Raw genomic sequence first — 24,980 nt, forward strand, 5'->3', positions numbered from 1 at the left:
ATTACTTTTTCGCAACCGCCATCAGCACTTTGAACGTGCCTTGCGGAGTATCAACATCAAAAGGTGTTGTTACGGTTACTTCATCAAAACCAACGCTGGTGAGCACTTGTTTTGCGTGCTGCGTTGTCATTCCACCGACTTCATCTTTATCCGACAACCAATCCCAATGGATAAAGTAGCCGCCTTCATCGACCAAACTGTAAACAATGTCTGCGACGTCAGAGTAATTAGGAATAAAACTGCAAACCGATGACGCAACCACAGCATCAAACTGATTGCGAAATGCAGGATGCATCGCCACTAAACCGCGGGTGAGCATATCAACCACTGGCTCAACGTTGTGTAACTCTTTTTTATCCAGTTGCTCGATCATCGCTTCTGAGCTATCTAAAGCAACAATATCTTTGGCGATAGGAGAAAGCTTTTGGCTTAGCAATCCAGTGCCGCACCCAAAATCAAGGATGTGCGCACCCTTAAGATCAATGATATCTTGCAGTGACTCAAATACTTTTGCAGCGAAAACCACTGTCGATTGTTCTTTTTCCCAGTCTACTGCGACATCATCCCAACTCGTAGCCATCATGATCTCCCTATAACTTCATTCATTTGGCGTCTCCCAAGAGTATCAAAACTGCATGAAATTCCTAGCATTTCAAAGCGGAAAACGGACAATCTGCGAATATTATTATACTATCGATGAAAAGATCACTGATAACGCTTAATAAATGAACTTATCTCAAATCGAAGCTTTCTGTAGTGTCGCTGATACGGGCTCCGTATCGGAAGCCGCACGACAATTGGAATGCAACCGTACAAAATTAAGTATGGCAATCAAAGCATTAGAGAAAGACCTCAACATTGAGTTGTTTGTCCGCAGCGGTAACAACCTGACCCTTTCAGAAGCTGGCAAAGCCATTTATAAAGATAGCCAAAACCTACTGGTTACGGCTCAACGGATTCGTCAAACTTGTGCACAGGTCTCAGGCGAGTTTAACGCCGAGGTATGGATTGCTCGCGACGATTCATTGCCAGACGAAATGTGGCAAGACTTATCTCATAAGCTCAATAAACGTTTTCCTGCGACGTCTTTTAATACCGTTCTCGCTTCCTCTGGGGACTTAGCAAACTTAGTCGCCACCCAGCAGGTTGATTTCGCGTTCGGCGTCGATTACGAGCGTACCGATGATCCACACATTGCTTATCAACCTTTGGGTAAGATTCGCATGATGTCGGTGTGTAAAGCCGATAACCCACTGAGTAAAATGCGCCGCGTATCAGATGATGAACTAAGAAACGCGATGCAAGCGGTGATGGTGTACCTCAATGAAAAAGATAATCCAGAGCTGCAACCTTTCTCTCTGCGCCATATCGGCTTTTCCAGCTTTGATTACATGCTGAATACCATTCTTGAAGAAGATGCGTGGGGCGTACTGCCAGAGCCTCTGATTCGTCATTTATTGAGAAAGCAAAAGCTGGCGGTGATCAAACATACTTACGGCTTAACCCAAGAAGATTACTGCATGTTCACTGCCGCAGGTATGGCGGAACATCCAGGCATGTCGTGGCTAGCGGATAAGCTCAACGAATATTTGTTCGACTTCTAACGTTATCTGAATGCATTTTTAGACAGCAAATATCACTGAGCGTCAAATTTATTGACACAAAAATACACACATAACCAATTGATTTTAAACAAATAAAAATCAAAACCATCGTTAAGTGTTTGTTTATAGCACAGAATGCGTTTGTAAAATCCTCATATTTTGAGAAAACTATAGAGGTGTTTTACAACGAGATTTTGGTTATGTGTGCCAGAACCAGCTTAAATGAGAAACGAATCCTGACCTTTTCAGCCCTTTTAGCCTCTGGCTTTGCGGGTGGTGGTCTAGTGCTCGGTTTACTTGTTGGCTCACTAGTCATTGTCTTTGACGGCGTCTATTCACTAGTCAGTTTACTGTTAACATTATTGTCACTGGCCGCATCGCGATACATTCAGCGTCCATCGAAGTCACTTTTCCCATTTGGTAAAGCAATCCTTGAACCCGTTGTCATTGCTATCAAAGGTTTGGTGATCTTGTTGGTCGTGAGCTACTCGCTCTATTCAGCGATCATCGCGATGTTTAATGGCGGCCGAGAAGTCGACGCTTCTATCGCAACTTTGTTTGGTGTTGTAAACGTTATTGGTTGTGGTTACGCGTGGTGGTATATCGCCAACAAATCCAAACGCTTTTCATCAGGGTTGATTGCCGCTGAAGCGACACAGTGGAAAATGGATACGCTACTGAGTGTTGCTGTAACACTTGGGTTTATTTCTGCTTGGTTGGTATCTGTCTCGCCTTTTGCTGAGTACGCAGTGTACGCTGACCCAATGATGATGATTTTAATGTCGTTCTACTTCATCAAAGTACCGTTCGATATGCTTCGCGAAGCGCTGCGAGAGCTACTAATGATGTCACCAAGCGACGAGATTTGTCACGCGGTAGACAAAGAAGTCTCTGCACTAGAGCAGCAGGTCTCGCAAAAACTTAACGTGGTTGGAGTAGCCAAGGTAGGTCGTGAGCTGCGCGTCAGACTTGATGTTCACTCAAAAGGTAACCAAGTCGAGGTGGCGGAAGTAGAAAGAACGCGACGCATCCTCAAAGACAAACTCTCTAAGTTGTCACTCGACCTGAACCTGACGATGAATATCGCAAGTTAACGCAAAGCAGAGTCATACATTGAAAAGCCACCAAATACGGTGGCTTTTTTGCGCCTTAGGCATCTTCAATCGCCAACGTTAAGTGATAAAAATCTTTATCACTCTCTTCAATCACGTAACCTAAATCGGTATAGAAACGAATCGCTTCTGAATTGGCGATAAAACTCGACAATGTCATCATTTGGCGGGATGCATCGATAGCTTCTTGCTTCAACAAATCCATCACTTGCGCGCCAATACCTCTTCCTTGGAATTCGGGGAAAATAATCAATAGGTGAAGATGCAAGCGCGTTGTCACATGTTTGTAGCAAACAAGCCCTACCCTTTCCCGACCTTGATAAATCCAGAAATACCAGTTCAAATCATAATCGTTGGCCAATCTTGCACGCTGAAAGTTGTCATCCCAACCAAACACTGCGTCTACATACGGAAATAGCGCCACTTTTGTGACTGAAAAAACTACTTCCATTTCACTATCCTTGATGTTCATTAGTGCAACTTTCATACGATTATAAAACCTAACGCTTAAAAATGACCGAATCGAGTGTTGTAACAATAGTGTTGCATATCATTTGCGGTACAAATCACTACACTTTTATTAATAGCAGTAGTAACTTATCACTTAGTTGCACTAACACTCCAAACCCTTACTTTTATTGAGCTTTTTGTTAATGCTGAATCAATTTTTTATCACCGATGTTGAGAACGTAAATCTAATGACGGGCAGTTACAAGCTGTGGCTTGTGATTTTGTCAGTCTTTGTGGCATCTATGACGTCATTCTTTGCGCTTCGACTCGCCGCAATGGCGCGTCATATCGTCGATACGTCACATCAGAGAATCGCCCTTCTATCAGGTTCTTTCATCATGGCTGGCGGTGTTTGGAGTATGCATTTTATCGGAATGCTCGCTTTCAAGATGCCCCATCAACACGGCTACGACTTATTAATCACAACCCTTTCTGTGCTGCCAGCCATCATATCGTCTTACATCATGATCAAGTCATTGATTGATAATAACGACTCGCTAAAAATCTTAGTGCGCAATGGCATCGTTGTTGGTTCAGGTATCGGTGCCATGCACTACCTAGGGATGGAAGCGATGCAGATGGATATTCATCTGTTGTATGACCCTTACTGGTTTGCATTGTCGATTGTTGTAGCTGTAGCACTTTCGTTTATCGCCCTTTCTGCGCGCAGAGCATTACGCTCACGTTTTCCATCGATGCGTTCTTTGCACATTATTCTTATCAGCTCAGTCACCATGGGATGCGCGATTGCGGGCATGCACTACACTGGCATGGAAGCGGCACGCTTTATTATTCCTGACTCAATGTCTATGAGTGAAGCAACTGCACATGTCAGTGAACAATCATTTCTCGCGATTGGCGTTGCTATTGCGACCTTATTTGTTTCCACATTAGCGGTTAATGTCAGCTCGCAACTTCGCTATCGTCAACTATTGACCGAAAAAACCGCCGGCGAAGCGCGACTGCAGGCGATTCTCGACACTGCCACCGACGGCGTGATCACGATTAACGCCAAAGGCATTATTCAAGGTATCAACGGGGCTGCAAGACGTATTTTTGGCTGGCAAGAACATGAAGTGGTTGGCAAAAACGTCTCTATCCTAATGCCAAACCCACATAGAGACGCCCACGACTCTTACCTCAGCCGTTATTTTGAAACGGGTGAAGAGCGAATCATCGGTTCTCCGCGTGAAGTTTACGCGCAACATAAACAAGGCCACCTTATTCCTGTGCGCCTTGGGGTTGGACGAGTCAACCTCAAAGATGGAGAGACACTGTTTGTCGGCTTTGTCGCAGATATTTCTGACCGTAAAGCGATGGAAGAAAGACTACGAGAAAGCCAAGAGCGCTTAAGCTCATTGATGCAGAACATTCCGGGAGCCTCATTCCGTCGTCGCTTTGACAAAGAATGGACGCCCATTTTCTTAAGTGAAGGGATGTTCGATATCTCAGGCTATTCATCGCGTTTGTTCTTAAATCAAGAGAAGTCATTCGCGAAGTTAGTGTTCGAAGACGACTTTAAATATGTCTGTGACCGCATTCAGTCACTCGATGCTCATAACTCTACCTATGCGATTGAATACCGTTTGAAGCACCAAAATGGCGAGCCGGTTTGGGTACTGGAAAATGGCCTAGTGGTGAGAGACGACCAAGGTAACGTGAAGTGGATTGACGGTGTAATGATCAATATCTCGAACCTGAAGCAGGTCGAGCAAGAACTGATCAACGCGAAGCTACTTGCGGAAGAAGCGGCAGAAAGTAAAGCGAACTTCCTTGCCAATATGAGCCACGAAATACGCACACCGATGAACGCGATCATCGGCTTTACCGACATTCTGCTGGATTCAACCATCAGTGGTGAAAACCGTCGCCACCTTGAAACGATTGAGAAAGCCTCTCGCTCACTGCTTCACTTGCTCAATGACATTCTTGATAGCGCCAAGCTAGAGAAAAACAAACTAGATGTACAACCCGTGGCGTTCAACCTAGCCAACTGCGTCGACACTGTGATTTCCACGCTGTGGCTCAATGCGAAAGGCAAAGGCATTGACCTGTCCCTGACTCTGTCTGATGAGCTACCAGAGGTGGTATTCGGCGCAGAAGACCGTATTCGTCAGGTGCTAATGAATTTAGTGGGTAATGGCGTCAAGTTTACCGAAAGTGGCAGCGTCAGCTTAGACGTTACCGCAGTCGACGGTGAGAAAGATATGATTCGCTTTAGCGTGACGGACACCGGCATTGGTATCGCGCCAGAACGAGTCAGCGCTATCTTCGATCCTTTTACTCAGGCAGATTCGTCCATGAGCCGTCGCTTTGGTGGCACGGGTTTAGGTACCACGATCTCACGCCAGTTAGTCCACCTGATGGGTGGAGAAATCTACGCAACCAGTGAATTAGGTAAAGGTAGCTGTTTCTACTTCGATTTACCTCTACCTGCGAGTGAGTTGGAGTCTCAAGAGCAATCCGATCTCAAACTCACCCTACCGCCACTGCGCATTTTGGTTTGTGATGATATCGAGCAAAACCGCAACCTGCTAAAAATCTTGTTAGAGCGTGACGGCCACACGGTGATCACCGCAGACGATGGTATTGAAGCGATAGAGCGCTATCAAACAGACGAGCCTGAACTGATCCTGATGGATCTACAAATGCCACGCCTAGACGGACTTGGCGCGAGTATAGAAATCCGCAACTGGGAGCAAAAATACGATAAACACGCGGTGCCAATTGTTGCACTGACCGCGAGTGTCTTGGCGGAAGACCGCTATCAAGCTCAGGCGGCTGGAATGAATGGCTTCGCCAACAAACCCATCGACATGGCGCAATTGACTCAAGAGATCGCACGCTCGATGAATCTCCGTTTGTCGGTAGAATCTTCAGCCGAACAAGCTCAGCCAAAACCAAACTCTCGATTTAAACTGATTCATTTACACAATGGCTTGAAGTTGTGGGGAGATGAGCACCTTTACGCGACCGAGCTGCGCAATATGGTCGAAAAACATCTCGATTTGCCTGCGCAGTTCAAACACCTAGTCGATAACCATCAGTGGGAAGAACTCGCGGGTCGGTCGCACGCAATGAAAGGCTTGTCCGGCAACTTTGCGTTGATATCACTACATCATTTATTTAGTCAGTTGGAAAAAGCCGCCGATGACCACCAAATCTCGCAAGCTCAGCATGTTGTAAAGGAAATTACCGACAATTGGCCTACGCTTTGTAAAGAAGTGGCGACACTCGCCGACAAGTTAGTCATTGAAGCGAAAACAACGACAACGATGGATGACATTGACACTGAACAATTGCGAGACCTGCTGACCGAATGGTTGAAAGCCACTCAAGCGGGAGAATTGAGGGAAGACATAGCGGAAAACGTGCAACATGCCGTCCCTGCTTCCGTTAAGAAACCGATCGTTGATGCGATTAATGCGATTGACGATTTTGACTTTAACGTCGCTGCTAGCCACTTGGAATCAGCACTCGAAACGCTTCAATAAGAAGGAAACGTTAGTCTATGTATAGAAAACCACTGCCGCGAATTCTCATTGTTGATGACGAGCCTGCCAACTTAAAAGTCATGAAGCAGGTGCTCCAAGATCATTATCGCTTGTCTTTCGCTCGCTCCGGTCAAGATGCGCTAAAGCTCGCTAAGCAAGACTACTTCGACTTAATCTTGCTCGACATTATGATGCCGGGAATGACAGGTTTTGAAGTGTGTGAACAGCTCAAGGCCAATCCTGAAACTTCTGCGATCCCTGTTATTTTTGTTACCGCACTACGAGAGTCGATAGATGAGGAAAAAGGCTTTGAAATTGGTGGTGTCGATTACATCGTCAAACCCATTGTACCCGCCATCGTGCGTGCGCGAGTGAAAACTCACCTGTCGATGGTCAAGATGGATGTACTGAAAGCCACTCAGGTTGATTTGATCCAACGCTTAGGCAGAGCAGCTGAATTCAAAGACAATGAAACCGGAATGCATGTACTGCGTATGAGCCACTACGTCAAAATTCTCGCACTTGCCATCGGCATGGACGAGGAACAAGCTGACGAACTACGCATGGCAGCGACGATGCACGATATCGGCAAAATCGCGATTCCAGATAACATTTTGCTCAAACCAGGAAAGTTGGATGAAGAAGAGTTCAACCACATGAAAAGACACGTCAAAGTCGGTGCGAGCATCTTAGATACTCCCCGCTCCTCTTTGATTTCGTTGGCTCGTAACATTGCCCTTACCCACCATGAGAAATGGGATGGTACTGGTTACCCAGAAGGATTGGTTGGTAAAGAGATTCCGATTGAAGGACGCTTGGCCGCTATCGCTGACGTATTTGATGCATTAACCAGCGAACGACCATACAAAAAGGCTTGGCCAATCGATGAAGCAGTGATGTTTATTGAGCAACAAACGGGTAAGCACTTTGACCCAGAACTGGTGCCAATTTTCATGGAGCAGCTACCTAACATCCTTGAGATAAAAGCGAAGTTCCACGAAGAAGGTCACTGGGACTAACAAATATCTCGTCAAGGAAGACGAGATACACACTTGAAACAAAAATCTCTTCACTCCGGTCTGTATCCCGAGCAAGTGTTGGCTTGCCCATCTATTATCTATTGAAATCATCACTTTCGACTATTCAAAAGGAACTGGCATGTCGACATATCTACTGGTTGCGGTTGCAATGTTTGCTTTCGCCGCGAACTCCATTCTTTGCCGACTTGCACTGGCAGAAGGCAGTATTGATGCCGGAAGCTTTACCCTAATCCGCATTGTCTCGGGAGCGATAACATTAGCACTGCTATTGTTGCTCAATCGGAGCGGCACTAAAGCAAACTTTCCGGGATTCAAATTTAGCCTTATGGCAGGCTCGACGCTGTTCGCCTATGCGATACTCTTTTCATTTGCTTACATTCAGCTTGCTGCAGGAACAGGCGCGCTACTGTTGTTTGGTGCAGTACAGTTAAGCTTGCTTGTCATGCATTGGTGGCAAGGAGAGCGCTTTTTGCGGCTGGAAATCATTGGTATTGGCTGTTCTGTCGCTGGGTTTGTTTGGTTAATGCTGCCATCTGCAACTAGACCTGATCTTTTCTCAGCGGTGTTAATGATGTTGTCTGGTGTTTCGTGGGCACTGTTTACCGCTTTAGGCAAAAAGGTGGCTTCTCCCAGCTCTGGGATCACCTGGGGGTTTATTTCCGCGTCTGCGATAGGTTTGTTTTTCACACCTTGGTTAGTCAATGATATCGCTCTAACAACAAAAGGCGTCTTGTTGGCTATAGCCTCTGGTACGGTGGCCTCTGCACTTGGCTACATTCTGTGGTATCGCGTGCTTAAAAATCTTTCCTTACTTCAAGCCTCCATCAGCCAGCTATCGGTACCTGTTATTACTTTAGTCATTGGCTCTGCGTTGCTGGGTGAATCCTTATCAATGCACAGCGTTTTGACTAGCAGCGTGATTCTTGGGGGCATTGCGTTGGTCTTTTTGGCGCGTTCACTAGAAGCAACAAAAGAAACTAAGTAACTGAAATGATTGATGGTAATCACAATTTCGACCTTTACCTCAAAATAAAGTCGTTACCATGTAAATGGTATGCCATTCCTAGTTTAAAAAAAACAACCTTCTATATTTCATAAATTTACAGCAAAACCAGCCGACAGTGCAATTTGCATTGCATTTTGCAAATTTAAATATATCTATATATCAGACAGTTACAGAAAAAAGACCTTAGTTGCATAAGTTCTCACTCAGCTTGCTCTTGAACTATTTTAAATATATATCTGTGCGCAAATTAAATGTGGAACGAATATCACATTCACTAACCTAATGAAATTAGACAGGTAAGGTTATGTTTAAAACTTTGATTCGCTCGGCTGTCACAGCTGTCTTTGTCTTAACCGCTCTCTCCACCAATGCTGAAGAGAAGATTCTGACAATAGAAAACCAAGGCAATATGAGCCAATTTACGCTTGAGCAATTGTTGCCGCATATGGATAGAGAAATTGTCACCACCACGCCTTGGACGAACGGTGAAACAACATTTGTTGGTGTGTCGGCCAAAGAAATGTTGCACATGCTAGGTGTTGATATAGCTGACTTAAAAGTAACGGCACTCAATAACTACTGGTCAAAGATCCCATATAAAGATATCGAAAAATACAACCCGCTATTTGCCGTCAAAAAGAATGGGCATGCCATGAGCGTGCGAGAAAAAGGCCCAGTATGGGTAATTTATCCATTAAGTGAGTTTGGTGAACAAAATAACGAGGTCTTACACAGTCGCATGGTGTGGCAAGTGAGCCGAATAGAAACGATCCAATAGCTAATATAGAGGTTAGTTGGATTCTATGAGCCGCCGAATCGCTCTATTTATACTGTTCGTTTTCACTTTATTATTGTTCACATTATGGACATTGGTGAAGTTTAACGACGCTTATAATGCCTTGACTAAAGACACTCAGCTATCAGCTTGGGCGCTAGCACAAGTCGAAATTGAAACGCTGGATTTTACTCACCAAGGCGAAAAATATCTACTCAGTGAAGAAGAAACCAAACACGACTTAAACTTACGTTTTGATATCTTATGGAGCCGCTATGATACGTTCTTAAATAGCGACGAGACCCATGATATACGCACACATTACAACTCAGGAAACGTGGTTGAAGAAGCATTCGCTATCTTACAAAAGTACGAACAAGGCGTAGTGAAAGGTGACAGAGAGCAATTAGCATTGCTGCTTGGAGAAATGGAAGACGTGTATCCTAAACTTCGTAATCTCTTAACGGTTAACTTTACGGGCTTGTCCTCTTTGAAAAACCGAGCATTGATCGCCGAGAATCGACAGACGGTATTCATCGACATGGCGTTGATTATGGCGGTGCTGGCCTTTTTTTCGATACGACTCTATCGCGATTCCAAACATCAGCAATTCATTACCTGGCATGATCCGCTTACTAAGTTGAAAAACCGCACCTATTTGCTCACGCAACTAAAGTGTTTGAACGACAGCAAACAAAAACACGCAATTGTGCTCTTGGATATCCGCCACTTTAAAGAAATTAACGATACCGTCAGCTACGAATATGGCGACAGGGTACTTTGCGAAGTGGCAGCACAGATAAAGCGTAAAGCCGACAAGTTTGAGTTCTCCTGTGCTAGGGTTGGGGCTGATCATTTTGCTGTCATCGCTGGAAAATACAGTATCGACTTCGAATTTTTCGTCAAGTCACTGCTCAATGACTTGAATGAGACCCTGTCCCGTATGGACCGTTCTAAGCGAATGAGAATCTCTATGGGGGTGGCGACCTGTCAAGATGCGATTGATAACAACAATCCGTATCCGACAAAATTTGATACCGTGCTTAACAACGCTGACTTCGCACTCAATATTGCTAAAAAGAGCCATAGCCAACAGATCGTGTTCTTTAGTAAAAAGATAGCGTCCGAACACCGTAAAAAGCGCAAACTCGCCGATCAACTTGCGAACCTACTCGCGTCAAGTGAGCAAAACCAGCTCTATTTGACCTTCCAGCCAATTATACCTCGGCGAAGTGATGTACTTGGTTGTGAAGCGTTAATACGCTGGCATCACCCCGTTTACGGACAGATTAACCCAGAATACCTTATCCAAATTGCAGAAGAGTCAGGTATTGCTAAAGATTTAGGGCGATGGATTTTGCTGCAAGTTCGGCACGCTCTTGCTGTTGAGTGGCACGAGTTCCGCCATCGTATCGAAGTCGCGGTTAACCTGTCTGATTCATTGTTTGACGAAGAGTTGCCACAACTCGTTTCTGAAGTATTAGGAACTGAGCCAAACTTTCTCGACGCGGTAGTATTAGAAATTACCGAGACCATGACGCTCGATGATATTGAACGCAGTAGTAACATTATTAAAAGCTTAGAAAAACTCAACGTGCGCTTAGCTCTGGACGATTTTGGTACTGGCTGGTCGTCGCTGTATAACTTGAACCACTTAAGCTTTAGTAAGCTTAAAATCGACAAGTCGTTTGTAAAGAACCTTAGCACAAAACCAAACCAGACTTTCTTTATCTCAGCGATTGTGACTCTCTCGCACCAACTGGGCATTAAAGTCGTCGCCGAAGGTATCGAAGATGCTTCGCAATTACGCAGCTTAATGACATTAGGTGTGGACGAGTTTCAAGGTTATTACTTCTCTAAACCAGTTTCACAGCAAGAGTTTTGCGTATTCTGTAAAGAGTACTTTACTCAGCATCCACTTGCTCTTGATGTCACTCAGCTATAAAACCACAAACCACCTGTAAAAAGGTGGTTTGTCTGGTATTTTTTGTATTGAAGACTACAGCGCTTCTATCGCTTGTTGAATTGCTGGCCCAATCTGACGCTTACGAGAGGTCACGCCATCTAGCACCAAGATATCGCTCTTAATCTTCACTTTAAACGCTTCTGACAAAACCTGTTTATCCGCGTCATCCGCCCAAAGGATGTTCGCACGTTTATGCTTGGTGTCAGTGATCGAGAAGAACAGATAATCAAGATTCTGCGCTTTCTTATACGCTTGAATGGCGTCAAAGAAATCTTGTTTACGGTTGATCAGCTGCTGCGCTCGCAATGTTTCTGCGACACCAATACCGACCTTTTTCCCAGCAAACTCAAAGTTCTTATAATCCATCGTCAGAATCGTTTCTGCAGAAAAATGGCTCAGATCCGATTTAGCCAATAACATCTGTTGACCAAAGTCGTTGAGATCTTTTACGCCCGCAATCTCAGCCAGTTTTTCAGCATAACGCTTATCGTATTCAGTTGTGGTTGAAGACTGGAACACAACGGTATCAGAGAGAATCGCGCCCAATCCCGCACACGCAATATTTTTTGGCAACTTGATATGCAGCTCTTCCGCGTTGGCAGCCAGAATCGTAGCTGCAGAACCCCATGCGCGGATATCCATAGTGACAATTTGAGGCATGCTGATTGGTGAGCTGCCCATCGCATGGTGGTCAATAATCGCCACAATAGAGCTTGGGTCAACCGACTTTGCTAGTTGAGTAGACTGATTGAAGTCCACCAAGCCAATATCGTGAGAAGAGAAGTCAGCCTTCACTTTTGGCGCATCCATCCCACAATATTCAAACACAAACTTGCTTTCTGGATTGGCTTCGCCAGTCAGCGCCGCTTCGCCGCCGTAGATATGTGACGCTAGGATCACCGAAACCGCGCTGTCGGTATCAGGGCTTAGGTGGCCGACCCAGACCAGATTGTCGGTATCGTTATTTGACAGTGTATTGAGATCCAGTGCGCCATCGGCAAAGCAGCCGAAAGAAGCAAGCATGGTTAATCCAATTAGTGAACGTTTCATCAGAATCCTTAATAGTAAGTAAATAATAACCATTGGTAGTACGTAGACTATTGATTCAAATGTAATTTCTTCTTACCATCAAAGCACCTGATATCACTACATCAGACGATTATTTTCGACATGAAACACATTTCACATCTCGTATTGCTCTGTTTTTAACCTCACATGGCGTACGTGTCACCGACTCGATGAAAATAAAAAAGGAAACCGTCGCAACAACGGCTTCCTTTTTAGTTAACACTTAGTCTGATGCTCAGTTTAAGCGACTTCGAGAATGATTTTTTCCAGTTTGTCTAAACCTTCGTTCAGTACCTCAGATTCAATGGTCAGCGGCGGCAACAGACGAATCACGTTCGCTTTTACTCCACAAGAAAGCAGGATAAGACCATTTTCTTGCGCTTTAGAAATCACCGCTTTGGTCATCTCTTGCAGTGGTTTGCCTGATTCTGGGTCAGTAAATTCAATCGCCATCATCGCACCCGTAGTACGGATTTCACCGATAGCAGGTACTGACTGTTGCAGTTTGGTCATACGTGCATTGACCACTTCACCTATGCCCATCGCTTTGGCACACAAGTCTTCTTCTTCGATGATTTTCAGCACTTCAAGACCAGCAACGCAACCAAGTGGAGAGCCAGCATAAGTACCACCTAAACCACCCGGCAGCGCAGAGTCCATTACATCCGCTTTCCCAACCACCGCTGAGATTGGGAAACCACCAGCAATGCCTTTCGCCATTGTCATTAGGTCTGGTTCAATGCCTAGGTATTCTGTGGCAAACATTTTACCGGTACGAGCAAACCCTGTTTGGATTTCATCGGCAATCAGCATGATACCGTGCTTATCACACAGTTGACGTAAGCCTTGTGCAAACGCTTCAGGCGCTTTGTAGAAGCCGCCCTCGCCTTGCACTGGCTCGAAGATGATCGCCGCAACGCGTGAAGGTTCGATATCACAAGCAAATAGATCGTCGATCGCTTGTAAGCTTTGCTCAACGCCGATGCCGTGGAACGCATTGGGGTACGGCGCGTGGTAGATTTCGTTCGGGAAAGGACCAAAGCCTGCTTTGTATGGCGCAACTTTACCGGTTAACCCCATCGTCATGTTTGTACGACCGTGAAAGCCGCCTTTAAACGCTATCACGCCGCTACGACCAGTATGAGCGCGTGCTACTTTCACCGCGTTTTCGACCGCCTCGGCGCCAGTGGTCAGGAAGATCGCTTTCTTCTTGGTCTCACCCGGTGCAAGTTCTGTCAGCTTTTCTGCCAGCTCAACGAATGACGCGTAAGGCGTGACCATTGCACACGTGTGCGAGAAGTTATCCAACTGAGCTTTTACCGCTTCACTAATGCGTTTATGAGAATGCCCCGTGTTAGTTACCGCAATGCCTGCCGCAAAGTCGATGTATTTGTTGCCTTCAATATCCCACACGTAAGCGTTTTTTGCTTTCTCAACGTAAAGTGGGTACAGAGCGCCCATCCCTTGAGCGATAACTTGGCTTCTTCTTTGATGTAGTTGTTGGTTTGTCATTGTTTTGTCCTTAATTAGTTGCCGCCAAAGCAGAGATATTTCACGTCCATGTATTCATCAATACCTTGTTTTGCTCCTTCGCGTCCGATGCCGGACTGCTTAACACCACCGAAAGGAGCCACTTCAGTAGAGAGCATGCCTTCGTTAATGCCGACCATACCGTATTCGAGCGCTTCTGCGATTTTCCAAACACGGTGAATGTTTTGGCTGTAGAAGTACGACGCGAGGCCGTAGATGGTGTCGTTCGCCATTTCGATCAGTTGTTCATCGCTGTCAAAGCGAATCACTGGCGCGACAGGGCCAAAGATTTCCTCGGAGACAATCTTCATGTCGTGAGTAACGTCTTTGAGCACCACTGGGTGCATAAATCGGCCATCCAACTCTTTGAGTGCTGAAACTGGCTTCGCACCTTGCTCAATGGCGCCATCGATCAATGCTTGAATGCCTCGTTTCGCTGACTCGCTGATCACCGGGCCGATGTTTACGCCCTCATCTAAGCCGTTACCGACTTTGAGTTGCTGAACCGCAGCGTCGAACTTAGCAACGAACTCGTCATACACTTTGCTGTGTACGTAGAAACGGTTCGCACACACACACGTTTGGCCTGCGTTACGGAATTTCGACGCCATCGCGCCTGCCACAGCTGCATCAATATCCGCATCATCGAATACAATAAACGGCGCGTTGCCACCTAGCTCCATTGAGGTACGTTTGATGTCAGCCGCGCTTTGCTGCATCAGCACGCGACCAACTTGAGTCGAGCCTGTGAATGACAACTTGCGAATCAAAGGATGCGAAGTGAAGATAGCACCTACCTGACGGGAGTTTTCACCCAGTACCACTTGCAGCACATCGCGCGGGATGCCAGCTTGGTAGGCAAGTTCTGCAACCGCAAACGCTGACAGCGGCGTAGATTCAGATGGTTTTACCACAAAGCTACAACCGGCCGCTAAAGCTGGCCCTGCTTTACGCGTGATCATCGCAATTGGGAAGTTCCAAGGCGTAATCGCACAGGCAACACCAATTGGTTGTTTGATGGTAACCAAACGCTTGTCTGCACTCGGCGCAGGAATCGTCTCGCCGTAAGTGCGTTTCGCTTCTTCAGCAAACCATTCGATAAAGCTCGCGCCGTAAAGCACTTCACCTTGAGCTTCTACTAGCGGCTTACCTTGCTCTAACGTCATCAGACGGCCAAGGTCTGCTTTGTTTTCCAATAGAAGTTGGAACCAACGATTGAGCATACCAGCGCGCGTTTTTGCTGGCAGTGCCGCCCATTCTTTCTGCGCCACACTAGCACGTTCAATGCCATTTAAAATGTCATTCTCGGTTGAGACAGGTGCGTACCCGAGAAGCTCTCCGGTCGCCGGATTAGTCACTGCAATGCCCTGTTGTGGGTTCGCTACCATAAACGAAACAAGGCTTTGGTTTTGTATCTGTTGCATGGTCATTCCTTTTGACAACTCATCATCACCGCTGAGTCAGCGGCGAGCTTGTGTTTAAGCGGGGATCTGCTGCGTAATGCAGTGAATGTTCCCTCCGCCGAGTAGAACCTCTCTCGACGGTATCGCGATGATTTGGTATTCCGGCATCGCGTTTTGCAAAATCTCGATCGCAACGGCATCGGTTTCTTCGTCCAGCATCGGCAAGAACACATGTCCGTTAACGATAAGAAAGTTGGCATAAGAAGCACTTAGGCGTTCGCCAGCTTGTCGGCTCATCCCTGAACTGGCATCAATACCATTAGCTTCGCGCTCGCTGTAATGCAGCGGACCCGGCAATGGCAAACGGACAATTTCTATCTCGCGCCCTTTCGCATCTTGCTGCGATCTCAGTACTTGCTCTGCTTGACGAGACAACGCGTATTGCGGATCGCTTGGGTCATCGGTCCAACTCAGAACCACCTTACCCGGCGCGATCACGTGCATCAGGTTGTCAACATGGCCGTCTGTTTCGTCATTGAATAAACCATTTGGCAACCAAATGATTTTTTCGATACCGAGATACACCTTTAACTGCTCTTCGATTTGCGCTTTGCTCAACTGCGGATTTCGCCCCGGACTGAGTAAGCACTCTTCTGTAGTGTAAAGCGTGCCTTCACCATCGGTGTGAATCGCCCCACCTTCAAGAACAAACGGAGCGCGGTAATAATCAATACCTATGATGTCGCACACCGAACCAGCGACAAGATCGTCCTGCTGCCAGTTATCGTAAAGCCCGTTGTATTCGCCGCCCCACGCGTTAAATTGCCAACTAATCCCACGGCGTTCACCCGCCTGATTCACAAGCACGGTCGGTCCAATATCGCGCATCCACGCGTCGTTAAATGGGATTTCGACCAAACGTACATCTGAGTGGAGCATTTGACGTGCTCGGTCAAAGTTGTGCGAGCATACCGCCACGCAAACCTTGGTCACTTCCGCGATTAAGTTCGCGATTCTGGCAAAGGTTTCTTGCGCGGGTAACGCGCCATCTCGCCAGTTGTCTTTCCTTTCTGGCCACGCTAACCAAACTTCACTAACCGGCTGAAACTCAGCCGGAAAATAGAAGCCATCTTGCGCTGGTGTTGTCGATAACTTCATTTTAACGCCTCTTTAAACAGCTAATTTACCAACGCTGGTGTAAAGGTCTGGACGACGGTCGCGGAACAAGCCCCACGCGTGACGCGCTTTCGCTGTCGCAGCGAGGTCGATTTCTGCGTAAATGATGGTTTCACCTTCACGTGGTGCTTCCGAAATTTTTGCACCGGTGTGGTCAGTGATAAAAGATGAGCCGTAGAACGTGGTCTCGATACCATCATCAACTTCAGTGCCGACTCGGTTTGACGCGATGACTGGAACTAAATTGGCTGCCGAGTGACCTTGCATTGTACGTTGCCAGTGATCACGAGAATCCAGTGTTGGATCTTGAGGCTCAGAACCGATTGCAGTTGGATAGAAAATCGCTTCCGCGCCGTGTAGAGCCAAACTGCGTGCAAGCTCTGGAAACCACTGGTCCCAACAAATCCCAGCCCCAAACTTACCAAACTTTGTTTGCCACACTTTAAAACCGGTATCGCCAGGGCTAAAGTAGTACTTTTCGCTGTAACCCGGGCCATCAGGAATGTGTGACTTGCGGTAGTTATCTAATACCGTGCCATCTGCATCAATCATCACTAGCGAGTTAAAAAACGTATTGCCCGATTTTTCAAAGTAGCTGACAGGAATAACCACGCCGAGCTCTTTCGCCAACGCACTCATCTCTTTAATAAGACGACAATTCTCCGTTTCTTCCGCAAGCTCGAAATACTTCGCTTCTTGTCTTTTGCAGAAGTAAGGGGCAGCAAATAACTCTTGTGGAAGAATCACGTTCGCACCGTTTTGTGCTGCTTCACGAATCGCCTTTTTTGCTTTAGCTAAGTTATCTTCCAGATCCCAGCTTTTCGTCAGTTGAAGGGCCGCAAATTTCACTACTTTGCTCATTGGATATTCCTTATCTCTTAAATCGCCAGTTTGTCACGTAGGTTGTAGTAAGCCGCACCCATTGCCGTAAACGGAATTTGGAAGTGGCGGCCACCCGGGAAGGAGTAATGTTTCAGAGCAGCAAACGCGTCAAAACGTTCTGCGTGTCCTGTCAGGGTTTCAGCCAACAACTTGCCTGCTAGATGAGTACAAGTTACACCGTGACCGCTGTAGCCTTGTAGGTAATAAATGTTGTCTGCAAACGAGCCAAATTGCGGCATGCGTGAGTACGTCAGCAAGAAGTTACCCGTCCAGGTGTAATCAATCTTGATCCCTTTCAACTGCGGGAAGACTTTTTCCATCTTAGGACGGATCAGTGCTTCGATGTTTTCTGGGTCACGCGCACCGTAAACCACGCCGCCTCCGAACAACAAACGCTTGTCAGCGGTTAATCGGAAGTAGTCAAGCAAGTAGTTACAGTCTTCAACGCAGTAGTCGCTGGTCAGCACTTGTTTGAGCTGCTCATCACTCAAAGGCTGAGTCGCCACCACTTGCGTGCCACACGGAATCGCTTTGTTACTGATGTTTGGCGCCAAACCGCCAAGGTAGGCGTTGCCTGCCAATACCACGTACTTACTTTTCACGCTGCCTTGCGCTGTTTTCACTACTGGGTTAATGCCTTTATCAATCGACACGACCGCCGACTGCTCAAAGACTTGACCACCCAGAGACGTAAACGCAGCGGCTTCACCTAACGCCAGTTTAAGCGGGTGAATGTGACCACCGCGCATATCCAGCAAACCGCCAGTGTACACTTTCGTACCTACCGCTTGTTCTACTTCTCCTGCGTCAAGCAGAGTCAGTTGGTCGTTGCCGTAACGCTCCCAGTTCTTCTTATGTTCTTCTAGCCCTTTGAGTTGTTTACTGTTCAGTGCCGTGAACAAGCCGCCTTGCTTGTAATCGCAGTTGATGTCGTATTTGTCGATCAGGCCACGGATGATATCGCCGCCTTCAAAAATCATGTCGCACAGAGCTTTGGCTTGGTTTTGGTCGTAACGGCTTTCAATCACGTCAACATCTCGGCTGTAGCTATTAACGATTTGACCGCCGTTACGACCAGTTGCTCCAAAGCCCACTTTTGCGCTTTCTAGCACAACGACTTTAAAACCTTTTTCCGCTAGGTGTAGCGCAGAAGAAAGACCAGAGAACCCCGCACCGACTACACACACATCGCACTCGATGTTGTCTTGCAGTTGTGGGTAATCCGGCATGTTTGGCACAGAGTGCGCGTAGAACGAATCCGTATGCTTGTTCATAGAACTATTCCTTTATTTATCGTAATCGTCAGCAGGCTTAAGAATGGAGGCGAATCCAAGTGGTTTTGGTTTCAGTGAATTTTTCAATCGCGTGTAGAGACTTGTCTCGACCATTTCCGCTCATTTTGAACCCACCAAATGGGACCGTCATATCACCTTCGTTGTAGTTGTTAACCCAAACCGAGCCGGCTTGCAGTTGTTTTGCTACGCGATGAACACGGTTGATATTGCTACTCCAAAGTGCAGCGCCTAAGCCGTACTTCGAATCATTAGCGATCTCAATTGCTTGCGCTTCATCTTTGAATGAAATGACACAAAGCACCGGACCAAAAATTTCCTCTTGAGCGACACGCATCTTGTTGTCGACGTTGTCTAAAATGGTTGGCGAAACAAACGCGCCTTGCCCATCGACATCACCGCCACAACGTACGTTTGCGCCGTCGGATTCGCCCAATGAGATGTATTCCAACACTTTTGATTTATGGTCTTGGTCGATCAGCGCGCCCATGGATGAACTTGGGTCCATTGGGTCTTTTGGTGTGAACGCTTTCGACGCTTGAATCACTTTTTCTATGAACTGTTCTTTAATGCTTTCGTGAACGAGCAGACGAGTTGCCGCGACGCACACCTCACCTTGGTTATAGAAACACCCTGCAGCGGTTTCTGCTGCTGCGCGGTCTAAATCATCACAATCGTCAAACACGATATTTGCGTTTTTACCGCCCGCTTCGGCAAATACACGCTTTAGGTTGCTCTCACCCGAGCTAACCATCAGTTGACCAGCGATACGCGTCGAGCCTGTGAATGCGATGCAGTCTACGTCTTGGTGTTTCGCCAGCGCGTCGCCAGCTTCATGACCATAACCCGTCACGACTTGGAAAACGCCTGTTGGCAAGCCCGCTTGAGACGCAAGTTGGCCTAAGAAGATAGCGGTCAGTGATGACTTCTCTGAGGGTTTTAAGATCACGCTGTTACCAGCCGATAAAGCAGGGCCAAGCTTCCAGCACGCGAGCCAAAGTGGGAAGTTCCACGGCACAACTGCAGCAACCACGCCAATTGGCTGATGAGAAATAAAAGCGTGTACGTCTTTTTCTGTTGGGGCAACTTCACCGTACACTTTGTCGATCGCTTCGGCGTACCAGCGCAAAGAGCTCGCCGCGCCAGGAATATCGGTAGAGAAGCTGTGAGAGATAGGTTTACCAGTATCAAGAGTTTCTAGCAGTGCTAACTCTTCTTGGTGTTGGTCAATCAGGTCAGCAAACTGCTTAAGTACCGCTTTGCGATGAGCTGGGCTACTCTCGCTCCACTGGCCTGATTGAAATGCTTGACGAGCGTACGATACGGCAAGGTCGACATCTTCACTCTGACAACGGGCGATCTCGGTAAATATTTCGTCTGTCGCGGGATTCACGACAGGGATCGTTTGTCCACTTAATGCCGCGCTGTACTCGCCGTTTATGTACGCCCTGTTTTCGATGTTTAGATTGTTTTTTAGCTCTATCCATTGCTCTTGGGTTTTCATACGCTCTCCTTGTGATCACACAAGGCAAGCGCCACTTAGAATGTGGTCGGCGTATGCGCACTTATCATTCGACAAGCCTTGTCTGTGTGATTCGTAAATCTGTGTGGCTGCGTCGTATCAATAACGTACGACTCGCCGGCTTTGATGACGTGAGACTTTCCTTTGTATTCCAGAGTGATTTCACCCTCTAATACGGTGCCAATCTCTTCGCCTTCGTGTTTAATTTCTGCCGCACCAGTCGTTCCGTGTGGTGCGTACTCTTCGATCAAGAATCCGATAACCTGATCTTTGCTGCCGTTTGTCACCAATTTCATCGAAACTGACTCGCTACCCATCTCAACTAGCTCTGTTGGAGGCACGACAACCTTCACTTCATCGCTCGTGGTTTGTTCAAAAATGAAAAACTCTGATAGTGATAAAGAAAATACATTGACGATTTTTTGTAGCGAGCTGACAGACGGGCTCACTTTGCCATTCTCGATTGAAGAAATAGCGCTATGGGTAATACCAGCTCGTTCTGCTAGTTCCCTTTGTGACAATCCATGTTTTTTTCGTAACTGAACAATATTTTTACCAATCTCTTGATTGTCCATTCATGCAGCTCCAAACGTTAACGTGAGGCTGCCATAATAAACTCTTTAAATAATATTTGTGAGAAATGATTCGATTTTGCTTTCCATTCTGGGTGCCACTGAACACCTACGAAGAATTTTTGCTGCGGTAGGCTAAAGGCTTCTATCAGGCCGTCCGGGGCCTTAGCTTCTACTTGTAGTTGCGGAGCGAGCTGATCTACACCTTGGTTATGCAGCGTGTTCACTTCAAAAAAGGCGGTGCTTTCCCAATGATTCTGTACCAGCCATTGCTCGAACAAACTCTGCTTTTGAACCAATACGGCGTGTGCCGGCGCATACTTTTGTTCGAAATCTTCAACAGGCGACTCGCGATGGTCATTGAAGCCAGACTCATGAACCGCCGGATTCAACGTGCCCCCAAGTGCGACATTCATCTCTTGAAAACCACGACAAATGCCAAGGCAAGGAATGTTTTGGTCAACCGCATGGCGAATCAAGGTGAGCGATAGCTCGTCACGGGCTTCGTCCTTTTTATTCTCAGTGTGCGTCGCGTTATAACGGTGTGGAGCAACGTTAGAATGACTACCTGGAAACAAGAAGCCATCGCACAACTTTAAGATAGGCGCGATTTCATCACCTGACATTTCTGGAGCCAACATAATCGGTAGCCCGCCAAAGTCTTTGACTGCGCGAAGATAAAAATCATTGACCGCTTGTATTTGATAACCACCCAACTGCTTGGTGCAGCTAACAACGCCAATGATGGGTTTGCGTGTTCCTGACATGACATTTCCATGTTCGATTTATTTAACATTTAAACTACAAACCATGTACAAAATTATCAACACAGATATTTAAAAATGTAACAAAAACGTGATTCCTGCCACTTTTTTAACCAATAAAAGCGATATTTCTGCTCATTATATTGAACAAAATAAAATCGACTGTTAAAAAATAGTTAACAAAAACACGCAAAACAAACCAGCTAAAGCCAAAAAACACAATATAAGTGTTTGTTTAAACTAAAGATAAATGAATAAAACCGCACTTCCATCAATAAGGTGTAAGTTAATTGTTAATTTACTTATCTGTAGTTTAACTCGTCAGGCTAATTGGAGAAGTACATGGAATTGTATCTACAGGAAGTACAAAATTTTAAACAACAGTGGCCTGATATTGAGTTTATCGACCTTATCTTTACCGATATTAACGCTACCCCTAGGGGGAAAAGAATCCCAGTAAGTGCACTGGATAAGCTCAGCAAAGGTGTCGCGCTGCCTCTTTCTACTATTACGCTAGATACCAAAGGTAACGTGGTCGAATCTGCAGGGTTGGGAGAAGATTTGGGTGAACCAGATAATCTGTGCTTTCCCGTGAGTGGCACGTTGATGCCAACCGCAAAAGAGCAAGTTGGCCAAGTGCTGTTAAGTATGATGGACGACAGCGGTGAGAAACCGAATCGATTGTTCATTCGCAATATTCTTGCTGAGATGCTGCAAAAGCTGCACGCTAAAGACCAATATCCGTGTGTTGCTCTCGAGCTTGAGTTTTATTTGGTTGATAAAAAACGTGGCGAAAACGGTGAGCCGTTAACCGCGATTAACCCAACCAAGAAAACACGTGAGAAAGACACGGAAGTTTACGATTTAGATGGATTAGACGACTACGCGGATTTCCTAACTGACCTAAACCGCGTCGCCCTAGAGCAAGGTTTAAATACCTCTGGTGCCTTATCTGAATCTGCACCGGGGCAATTCGAGATTAACTTTAATCATTCCAAAGATGTGCTTAGAGCCTGTGACGAGATCATCATCGCCAAGCGTTTGATTCGACAAATCGCGCATCAACATGGTTTCGATGCAACATTCATGGCAAAACCGTTTGGCGAACAAGCGGGCAATGGCATGCACATTCACTTGAGCTTAGTTGATAAAGACGGTAACAATCACTTTAGTCAACCAGACGGTCAAGCAAGCTCCCTCTTCTATCAAACCATGGCTGCGATGCTTGAACAAACATCCGATGCCATGGCGCTGATCTGTCCTAACGTTAACTCTTACCGCCGCTTTGTTCCTGGTGCTTACGTCCCGACGAAAGCCGATTGGGGCGAGAACCACCGCGGTGTTGCATTGCGTGTGCCTATCAGCGATAGCAAAAACCGCCGCATTGAGCACCGCATTGCCGGCGCTGACGTTAACCCTTACATTCTCGCTGCAGTAGTACTTTCCGCGGTATTAGCGAGTGAAAACTATACCAAAGACCAATGTCCACCGACTCTCAGTGAAGATGCGATTGAGTTGCCGCTGCGTATGTCAGAAGCTCTCGAGCAACTGGAACGCAGTGAGCTGGCTCAATACATCTCAAGGGACTTTATCGATTTGTATCTAGCTTGCAAACGGAGTGAACTCGCAGAGTTTGAGCGAGCGATTACTCCTCTGGAAATCGACTGGATGTTGCACTCGGCATAAACAAAGGAAATGCACTTTATGACTACGCAAACAAAGGCGATGGATGCGCCGCTTAAAATCAACATTCAACACATCATTGTCTCTCTTATCTCTATTGCAACGTTCGTATTTTTTACGACCATAGGGCTGAACCACCAAGAGGGACAAGCTTATGGATGGATGAGCCTTTTACCTACTGCACTGGTGTTAGTTTTCGCTCTGACAACACACCGCACGGTAGAAGCGCTCTTTAGCGGCGCAATTGCAGGGGTTCTACTTCTCAACCCAACCGAAGCGGTAGAACAGATCGTTGATATTTCAATGAGCGTGATGATGGACGAAACCATCGCTTGGATCATCCTAGTATGTGGTCTGATGGGCGGTTTGATCGCGGTGTTGGAGAAAGGCGGCAGTATTTTAAGCTTCTCTGACATGCTGGTCACGAAAGTAAAGAGTCGTAAGCAATCAATGCTAATGACGTTTGCTTTGGGTATTCTGATCTTTATCGATGACTACCTCAACGCGATTGCGATTTCTTCCTCGATGAAGAAAGTCACTGACGGCTACCAAATCTCTCGTGAAAAACTTTCTTACTTAGTCGACTCTACTGCTGCGCCTATTTGTATCCTTGTACCAATTTCCACTTGGGCAATTTTCTTTAGCTCGCTGCTAGAAGCAAACGGCGTGGCAGAAGCTGGTGAGGGTATCAAAGCGTATATTGAAGCGATTCCATACATGGCGTACGGCTGGGTAACTTTGGTGATTGTTCTGCTGGTTGCAATGGAAAAAATCCCAGACTTAGGCGCTATGAAAAAGGCTGAGCAGCGTGCGAAGAATGGTCAGGTACGTCCAGACGGCGCGACAGATGTCGATTTTGGCTCTGATGTGTCTGCGCACACCAATCCAACGATGGGACTTATCAACTTCCTATTGCCAATGATCGTCCTTGTTGCGGCAAGCTGGTACTTCGGTATCGACCTACTGGCGGGTGTTTTTGTCGCACTGATCTTTACCATCAGTTTCTACGGCGCGCAAAAGCTGATTTCGATGAACGATATGTTCGAAGCGGTTTACGACGGCATTAAAGTGATGCTTCTACCTTTGGCTACGGTTATTGGTGGTTTCATGCTGAAATCGGTCAACGACTCTTTAGGTGTCACCCAATATGTGATTGAAACCGTGAGTCCTTACCTATCGCCGTCTTACTTCCCTGCAATTATCTTTATGATTACGGGTGCGTTGGTATTCGCGACTGCTTCCTCTTGGGGAACGTTCGCAGTGGCGATGCCAATTGTTCTACCTCTGGGCGAACAACTGGGTGTACCACTACATTTAACCGTCGCAGCGCTATTGTCTGCATCAGCAGCGGGGAGCCACTCATGCTTCTTCAGTGACTCGACTGTTCTATCTGCGCAAGGTTCTGGTTGTACATCAATGCAACACGCGACAACTCAGTTCCCTTATGCTCTGATCGGTATTATTGCCACCGCGATTTTCTTCTTAATTATCGCGTAACACTGCACTATCAAACGCCTAAAGCCCCGCTAATTTTAGCGGGGCTTTGTGTTTGCGAAATTGAATGTATTGACCCAAAAAGGC

20 protein-coding genes are annotated in these 24,980 nt (G+C 46.5%); 9 read left to right on the forward strand and 11 right to left on the reverse strand.

The window, feature by feature from the left end:
- Position 1: 1 nt before the first annotated feature.
- Positions 2-580 (reverse strand): class I SAM-dependent DNA methyltransferase, encoded by a 579-nt coding sequence (locus AKJ31_RS04635; RefSeq protein ID WP_053407904.1) that lies wholly within the window; start codon positions 578-580, stop codon positions 2-4.
- Between the two features lie 145 nt (positions 581-725).
- Here AKJ31_RS04635 and AKJ31_RS04640 point away from each other — a divergent pair, with 145 nt between their 5' ends.
- A complete protein-coding gene (locus AKJ31_RS04640) occupies positions 726-1,604 on the forward strand; it encodes a LysR family transcriptional regulator (protein ID WP_053407905.1) in 879 nt (292 codons plus the stop codon).
- Between the two features lie 200 nt (positions 1,605-1,804).
- Positions 1,805-2,698 (forward strand): cation diffusion facilitator family transporter, encoded by an 894-nt coding sequence (locus AKJ31_RS04645; RefSeq protein ID WP_053407906.1) that lies wholly within the window; start codon positions 1,805-1,807, stop codon positions 2,696-2,698.
- A 55-nt stretch (positions 2,699-2,753) separates the two neighbouring features.
- Here AKJ31_RS04645 and AKJ31_RS04650 read toward each other — a convergent pair whose 3' ends face one another.
- Positions 2,754-3,167, reverse strand: coding sequence for a GNAT family N-acetyltransferase (locus AKJ31_RS04650; RefSeq protein WP_245639018.1), 414 nt, complete (start codon positions 3,165-3,167; stop codon positions 2,754-2,756).
- Between the two features lie 202 nt (positions 3,168-3,369).
- Here AKJ31_RS04650 and AKJ31_RS04655 point away from each other — a divergent pair, with 202 nt between their 5' ends.
- The 5 genes from AKJ31_RS04655 (at position 3,370) to AKJ31_RS04675 (ending at position 11,486) form a co-directional block, all read left to right on the forward strand.
- On the forward strand, positions 3,370-6,720 hold the full coding sequence (locus tag AKJ31_RS04655; RefSeq protein ID WP_053407908.1) for an MHYT domain-containing protein: 3,351 nt from the start codon (positions 3,370-3,372) through the stop codon (positions 6,718-6,720).
- Positions 6,721-6,737: 17 nt separating this feature from the next.
- Positions 6,738-7,739, forward strand: coding sequence for an HD-GYP domain-containing protein (locus tag AKJ31_RS04660; RefSeq protein ID WP_053407909.1), 1,002 nt, complete (start codon positions 6,738-6,740; stop codon positions 7,737-7,739).
- A 139-nt stretch (positions 7,740-7,878) separates the two neighbouring features.
- The gene (locus AKJ31_RS04665) at positions 7,879-8,745 is read left to right on the forward strand and encodes a DMT family transporter (protein ID WP_053407910.1); all 867 of its coding nucleotides are present in this window, start codon (positions 7,879-7,881) and stop codon (positions 8,743-8,745) included.
- Positions 8,746-9,070: 325 nt separating this feature from the next.
- Complete coding sequence (locus tag AKJ31_RS04670) at positions 9,071-9,544, forward strand: putative pterin-binding protein (protein WP_053407911.1); 474 nt, start codon at positions 9,071-9,073, stop codon at positions 9,542-9,544.
- A 94-nt stretch (positions 9,545-9,638) separates the two neighbouring features.
- A complete protein-coding gene (locus AKJ31_RS04675; RefSeq protein WP_245639019.1) occupies positions 9,639-11,486 on the forward strand; it encodes a putative bifunctional diguanylate cyclase/phosphodiesterase in 1,848 nt (615 codons plus the stop codon).
- Between the two features lie 54 nt (positions 11,487-11,540).
- Here AKJ31_RS04675 and AKJ31_RS04680 read toward each other — a convergent pair whose 3' ends face one another.
- The 9 genes from AKJ31_RS04680 to AKJ31_RS04720 all read right to left on the reverse strand — a co-directional run bounded on the left by AKJ31_RS04680 (position 11,541) and on the right by AKJ31_RS04720 (position 21,719).
- Entirely contained in the window at positions 11,541-12,557 is a 1,017-nt protein-coding gene (locus AKJ31_RS04680; RefSeq protein ID WP_053407913.1) for a manganese-dependent inorganic pyrophosphatase, read from the reverse strand.
- Between the two features lie 258 nt (positions 12,558-12,815).
- Entirely contained in the window at positions 12,816-14,087 is a 1,272-nt protein-coding gene (gabT, locus tag AKJ31_RS04685; RefSeq protein ID WP_053407914.1) for a 4-aminobutyrate--2-oxoglutarate transaminase, read from the reverse strand.
- Between the two features lie 14 nt (positions 14,088-14,101).
- Positions 14,102-15,529, reverse strand: coding sequence for an NAD-dependent succinate-semialdehyde dehydrogenase (locus AKJ31_RS04690; RefSeq protein ID WP_053407915.1), 1,428 nt, complete (start codon positions 15,527-15,529; stop codon positions 14,102-14,104).
- A 54-nt stretch (positions 15,530-15,583) separates the two neighbouring features.
- A complete protein-coding gene (gene aguA, locus AKJ31_RS04695; RefSeq protein WP_053407916.1) occupies positions 15,584-16,666 on the reverse strand; it encodes an agmatine deiminase in 1,083 nt (360 codons plus the stop codon).
- A gap of 12 nt (positions 16,667-16,678) precedes the next feature.
- Entirely contained in the window at positions 16,679-17,545 is an 867-nt protein-coding gene (gene aguB / locus AKJ31_RS04700; RefSeq protein WP_053407917.1) for an N-carbamoylputrescine amidase, read from the reverse strand.
- A 17-nt stretch (positions 17,546-17,562) separates the two neighbouring features.
- Positions 17,563-18,840, reverse strand: coding sequence for an NAD(P)/FAD-dependent oxidoreductase (locus AKJ31_RS04705; RefSeq protein ID WP_053407918.1), 1,278 nt, complete (start codon positions 18,838-18,840; stop codon positions 17,563-17,565).
- A gap of 37 nt (positions 18,841-18,877) precedes the next feature.
- Complete coding sequence (locus tag AKJ31_RS04710) at positions 18,878-20,362, reverse strand: aldehyde dehydrogenase (protein ID WP_053407919.1); 1,485 nt, start codon at positions 20,360-20,362, stop codon at positions 18,878-18,880.
- Between the two features lie 35 nt (positions 20,363-20,397).
- Positions 20,398-20,955, reverse strand: coding sequence for an HTH-type transcriptional regulator PuuR (gene puuR, locus AKJ31_RS04715; protein ID WP_053407920.1), 558 nt, complete (start codon positions 20,953-20,955; stop codon positions 20,398-20,400).
- Between the two features lie 17 nt (positions 20,956-20,972).
- Positions 20,973-21,719 (reverse strand): gamma-glutamyl-gamma-aminobutyrate hydrolase family protein, encoded by a 747-nt coding sequence (locus AKJ31_RS04720; RefSeq protein WP_053407921.1) that lies wholly within the window; start codon positions 21,717-21,719, stop codon positions 20,973-20,975.
- Positions 21,720-22,058: 339 nt separating this feature from the next.
- Here AKJ31_RS04720 and AKJ31_RS04725 point away from each other — a divergent pair, with 339 nt between their 5' ends.
- Together AKJ31_RS04725 and AKJ31_RS04730 are read left to right on the forward strand one after the other, a co-directional pair.
- Complete coding sequence (locus AKJ31_RS04725) at positions 22,059-23,402, forward strand: glutamine synthetase family protein (RefSeq protein WP_053407922.1); 1,344 nt, start codon at positions 22,059-22,061, stop codon at positions 23,400-23,402.
- Between the two features lie 18 nt (positions 23,403-23,420).
- The gene (locus AKJ31_RS04730) at positions 23,421-24,896 is read left to right on the forward strand and encodes a Na+/H+ antiporter NhaC family protein (RefSeq protein WP_053407923.1); all 1,476 of its coding nucleotides are present in this window, start codon (positions 23,421-23,423) and stop codon (positions 24,894-24,896) included.
- Positions 24,897-24,980: the final 84 nt, after the last annotated feature.

Source organism: Vibrio hepatarius (genome assembly GCF_001274785.1).
Taxonomy (GTDB): domain Bacteria; phylum Pseudomonadota; class Gammaproteobacteria; order Enterobacterales; family Vibrionaceae; genus Vibrio; species Vibrio hepatarius.

Coding starts and splice junctions, on each gene's coding strand:
- AKJ31_RS04710 (WP_053407919.1), bottom strand. CDS start 20,362: ATGAAAACCCAAGAGCAATGGATAGAGCTAAAAAACAATCTAAACATC.
- AKJ31_RS04640 (WP_053407905.1), top strand. CDS start 726: ATGAACTTATCTCAAATCGAAGCTTTCTGTAGTGTCGCTGATACGGGC.
- aguB (WP_053407917.1), bottom strand. CDS start 17,545: ATGAGCAAAGTAGTGAAATTTGCGGCCCTTCAACTGACGAAAAGCTGG.
- AKJ31_RS04730 (WP_053407923.1), top strand. CDS start 23,421: ATGACTACGCAAACAAAGGCGATGGATGCGCCGCTTAAAATCAACATT.
- AKJ31_RS04665 (WP_053407910.1), top strand. CDS start 7,879: ATGTCGACATATCTACTGGTTGCGGTTGCAATGTTTGCTTTCGCCGCG.
- AKJ31_RS04690 (WP_053407915.1), bottom strand. CDS start 15,529: ATGCAACAGATACAAAACCAAAGCCTTGTTTCGTTTATGGTAGCGAAC.
- AKJ31_RS04725 (WP_053407922.1), top strand. CDS start 22,059: ATGGAATTGTATCTACAGGAAGTACAAAATTTTAAACAACAGTGGCCT.
- AKJ31_RS04635 (WP_053407904.1), bottom strand. CDS start 580: ATGGCTACGAGTTGGGATGATGTCGCAGTAGACTGGGAAAAAGAACAA.
- AKJ31_RS04645 (WP_053407906.1), top strand. CDS start 1,805: ATGTGTGCCAGAACCAGCTTAAATGAGAAACGAATCCTGACCTTTTCA.
- AKJ31_RS04655 (WP_053407908.1), top strand. CDS start 3,370: ATGCTGAATCAATTTTTTATCACCGATGTTGAGAACGTAAATCTAATG.
- AKJ31_RS04720 (WP_053407921.1), bottom strand. CDS start 21,719: ATGTCAGGAACACGCAAACCCATCATTGGCGTTGTTAGCTGCACCAAG.
- puuR (WP_053407920.1), bottom strand. CDS start 20,955: ATGGACAATCAAGAGATTGGTAAAAATATTGTTCAGTTACGAAAAAAA.
- AKJ31_RS04660 (WP_053407909.1), top strand. CDS start 6,738: ATGTATAGAAAACCACTGCCGCGAATTCTCATTGTTGATGACGAGCCT.
- AKJ31_RS04670 (WP_053407911.1), top strand. CDS start 9,071: ATGTTTAAAACTTTGATTCGCTCGGCTGTCACAGCTGTCTTTGTCTTA.
- AKJ31_RS04650 (WP_245639018.1), bottom strand. CDS start 3,167: ATGGAAGTAGTTTTTTCAGTCACAAAAGTGGCGCTATTTCCGTATGTA.
- gabT (WP_053407914.1), bottom strand. CDS start 14,087: ATGACAAACCAACAACTACATCAAAGAAGAAGCCAAGTTATCGCTCAA.
- aguA (WP_053407916.1), bottom strand. CDS start 16,666: ATGAAGTTATCGACAACACCAGCGCAAGATGGCTTCTATTTTCCGGCT.
- AKJ31_RS04705 (WP_053407918.1), bottom strand. CDS start 18,840: ATGAACAAGCATACGGATTCGTTCTACGCGCACTCTGTGCCAAACATG.
- AKJ31_RS04680 (WP_053407913.1), bottom strand. CDS start 12,557: ATGAAACGTTCACTAATTGGATTAACCATGCTTGCTTCTTTCGGCTGC.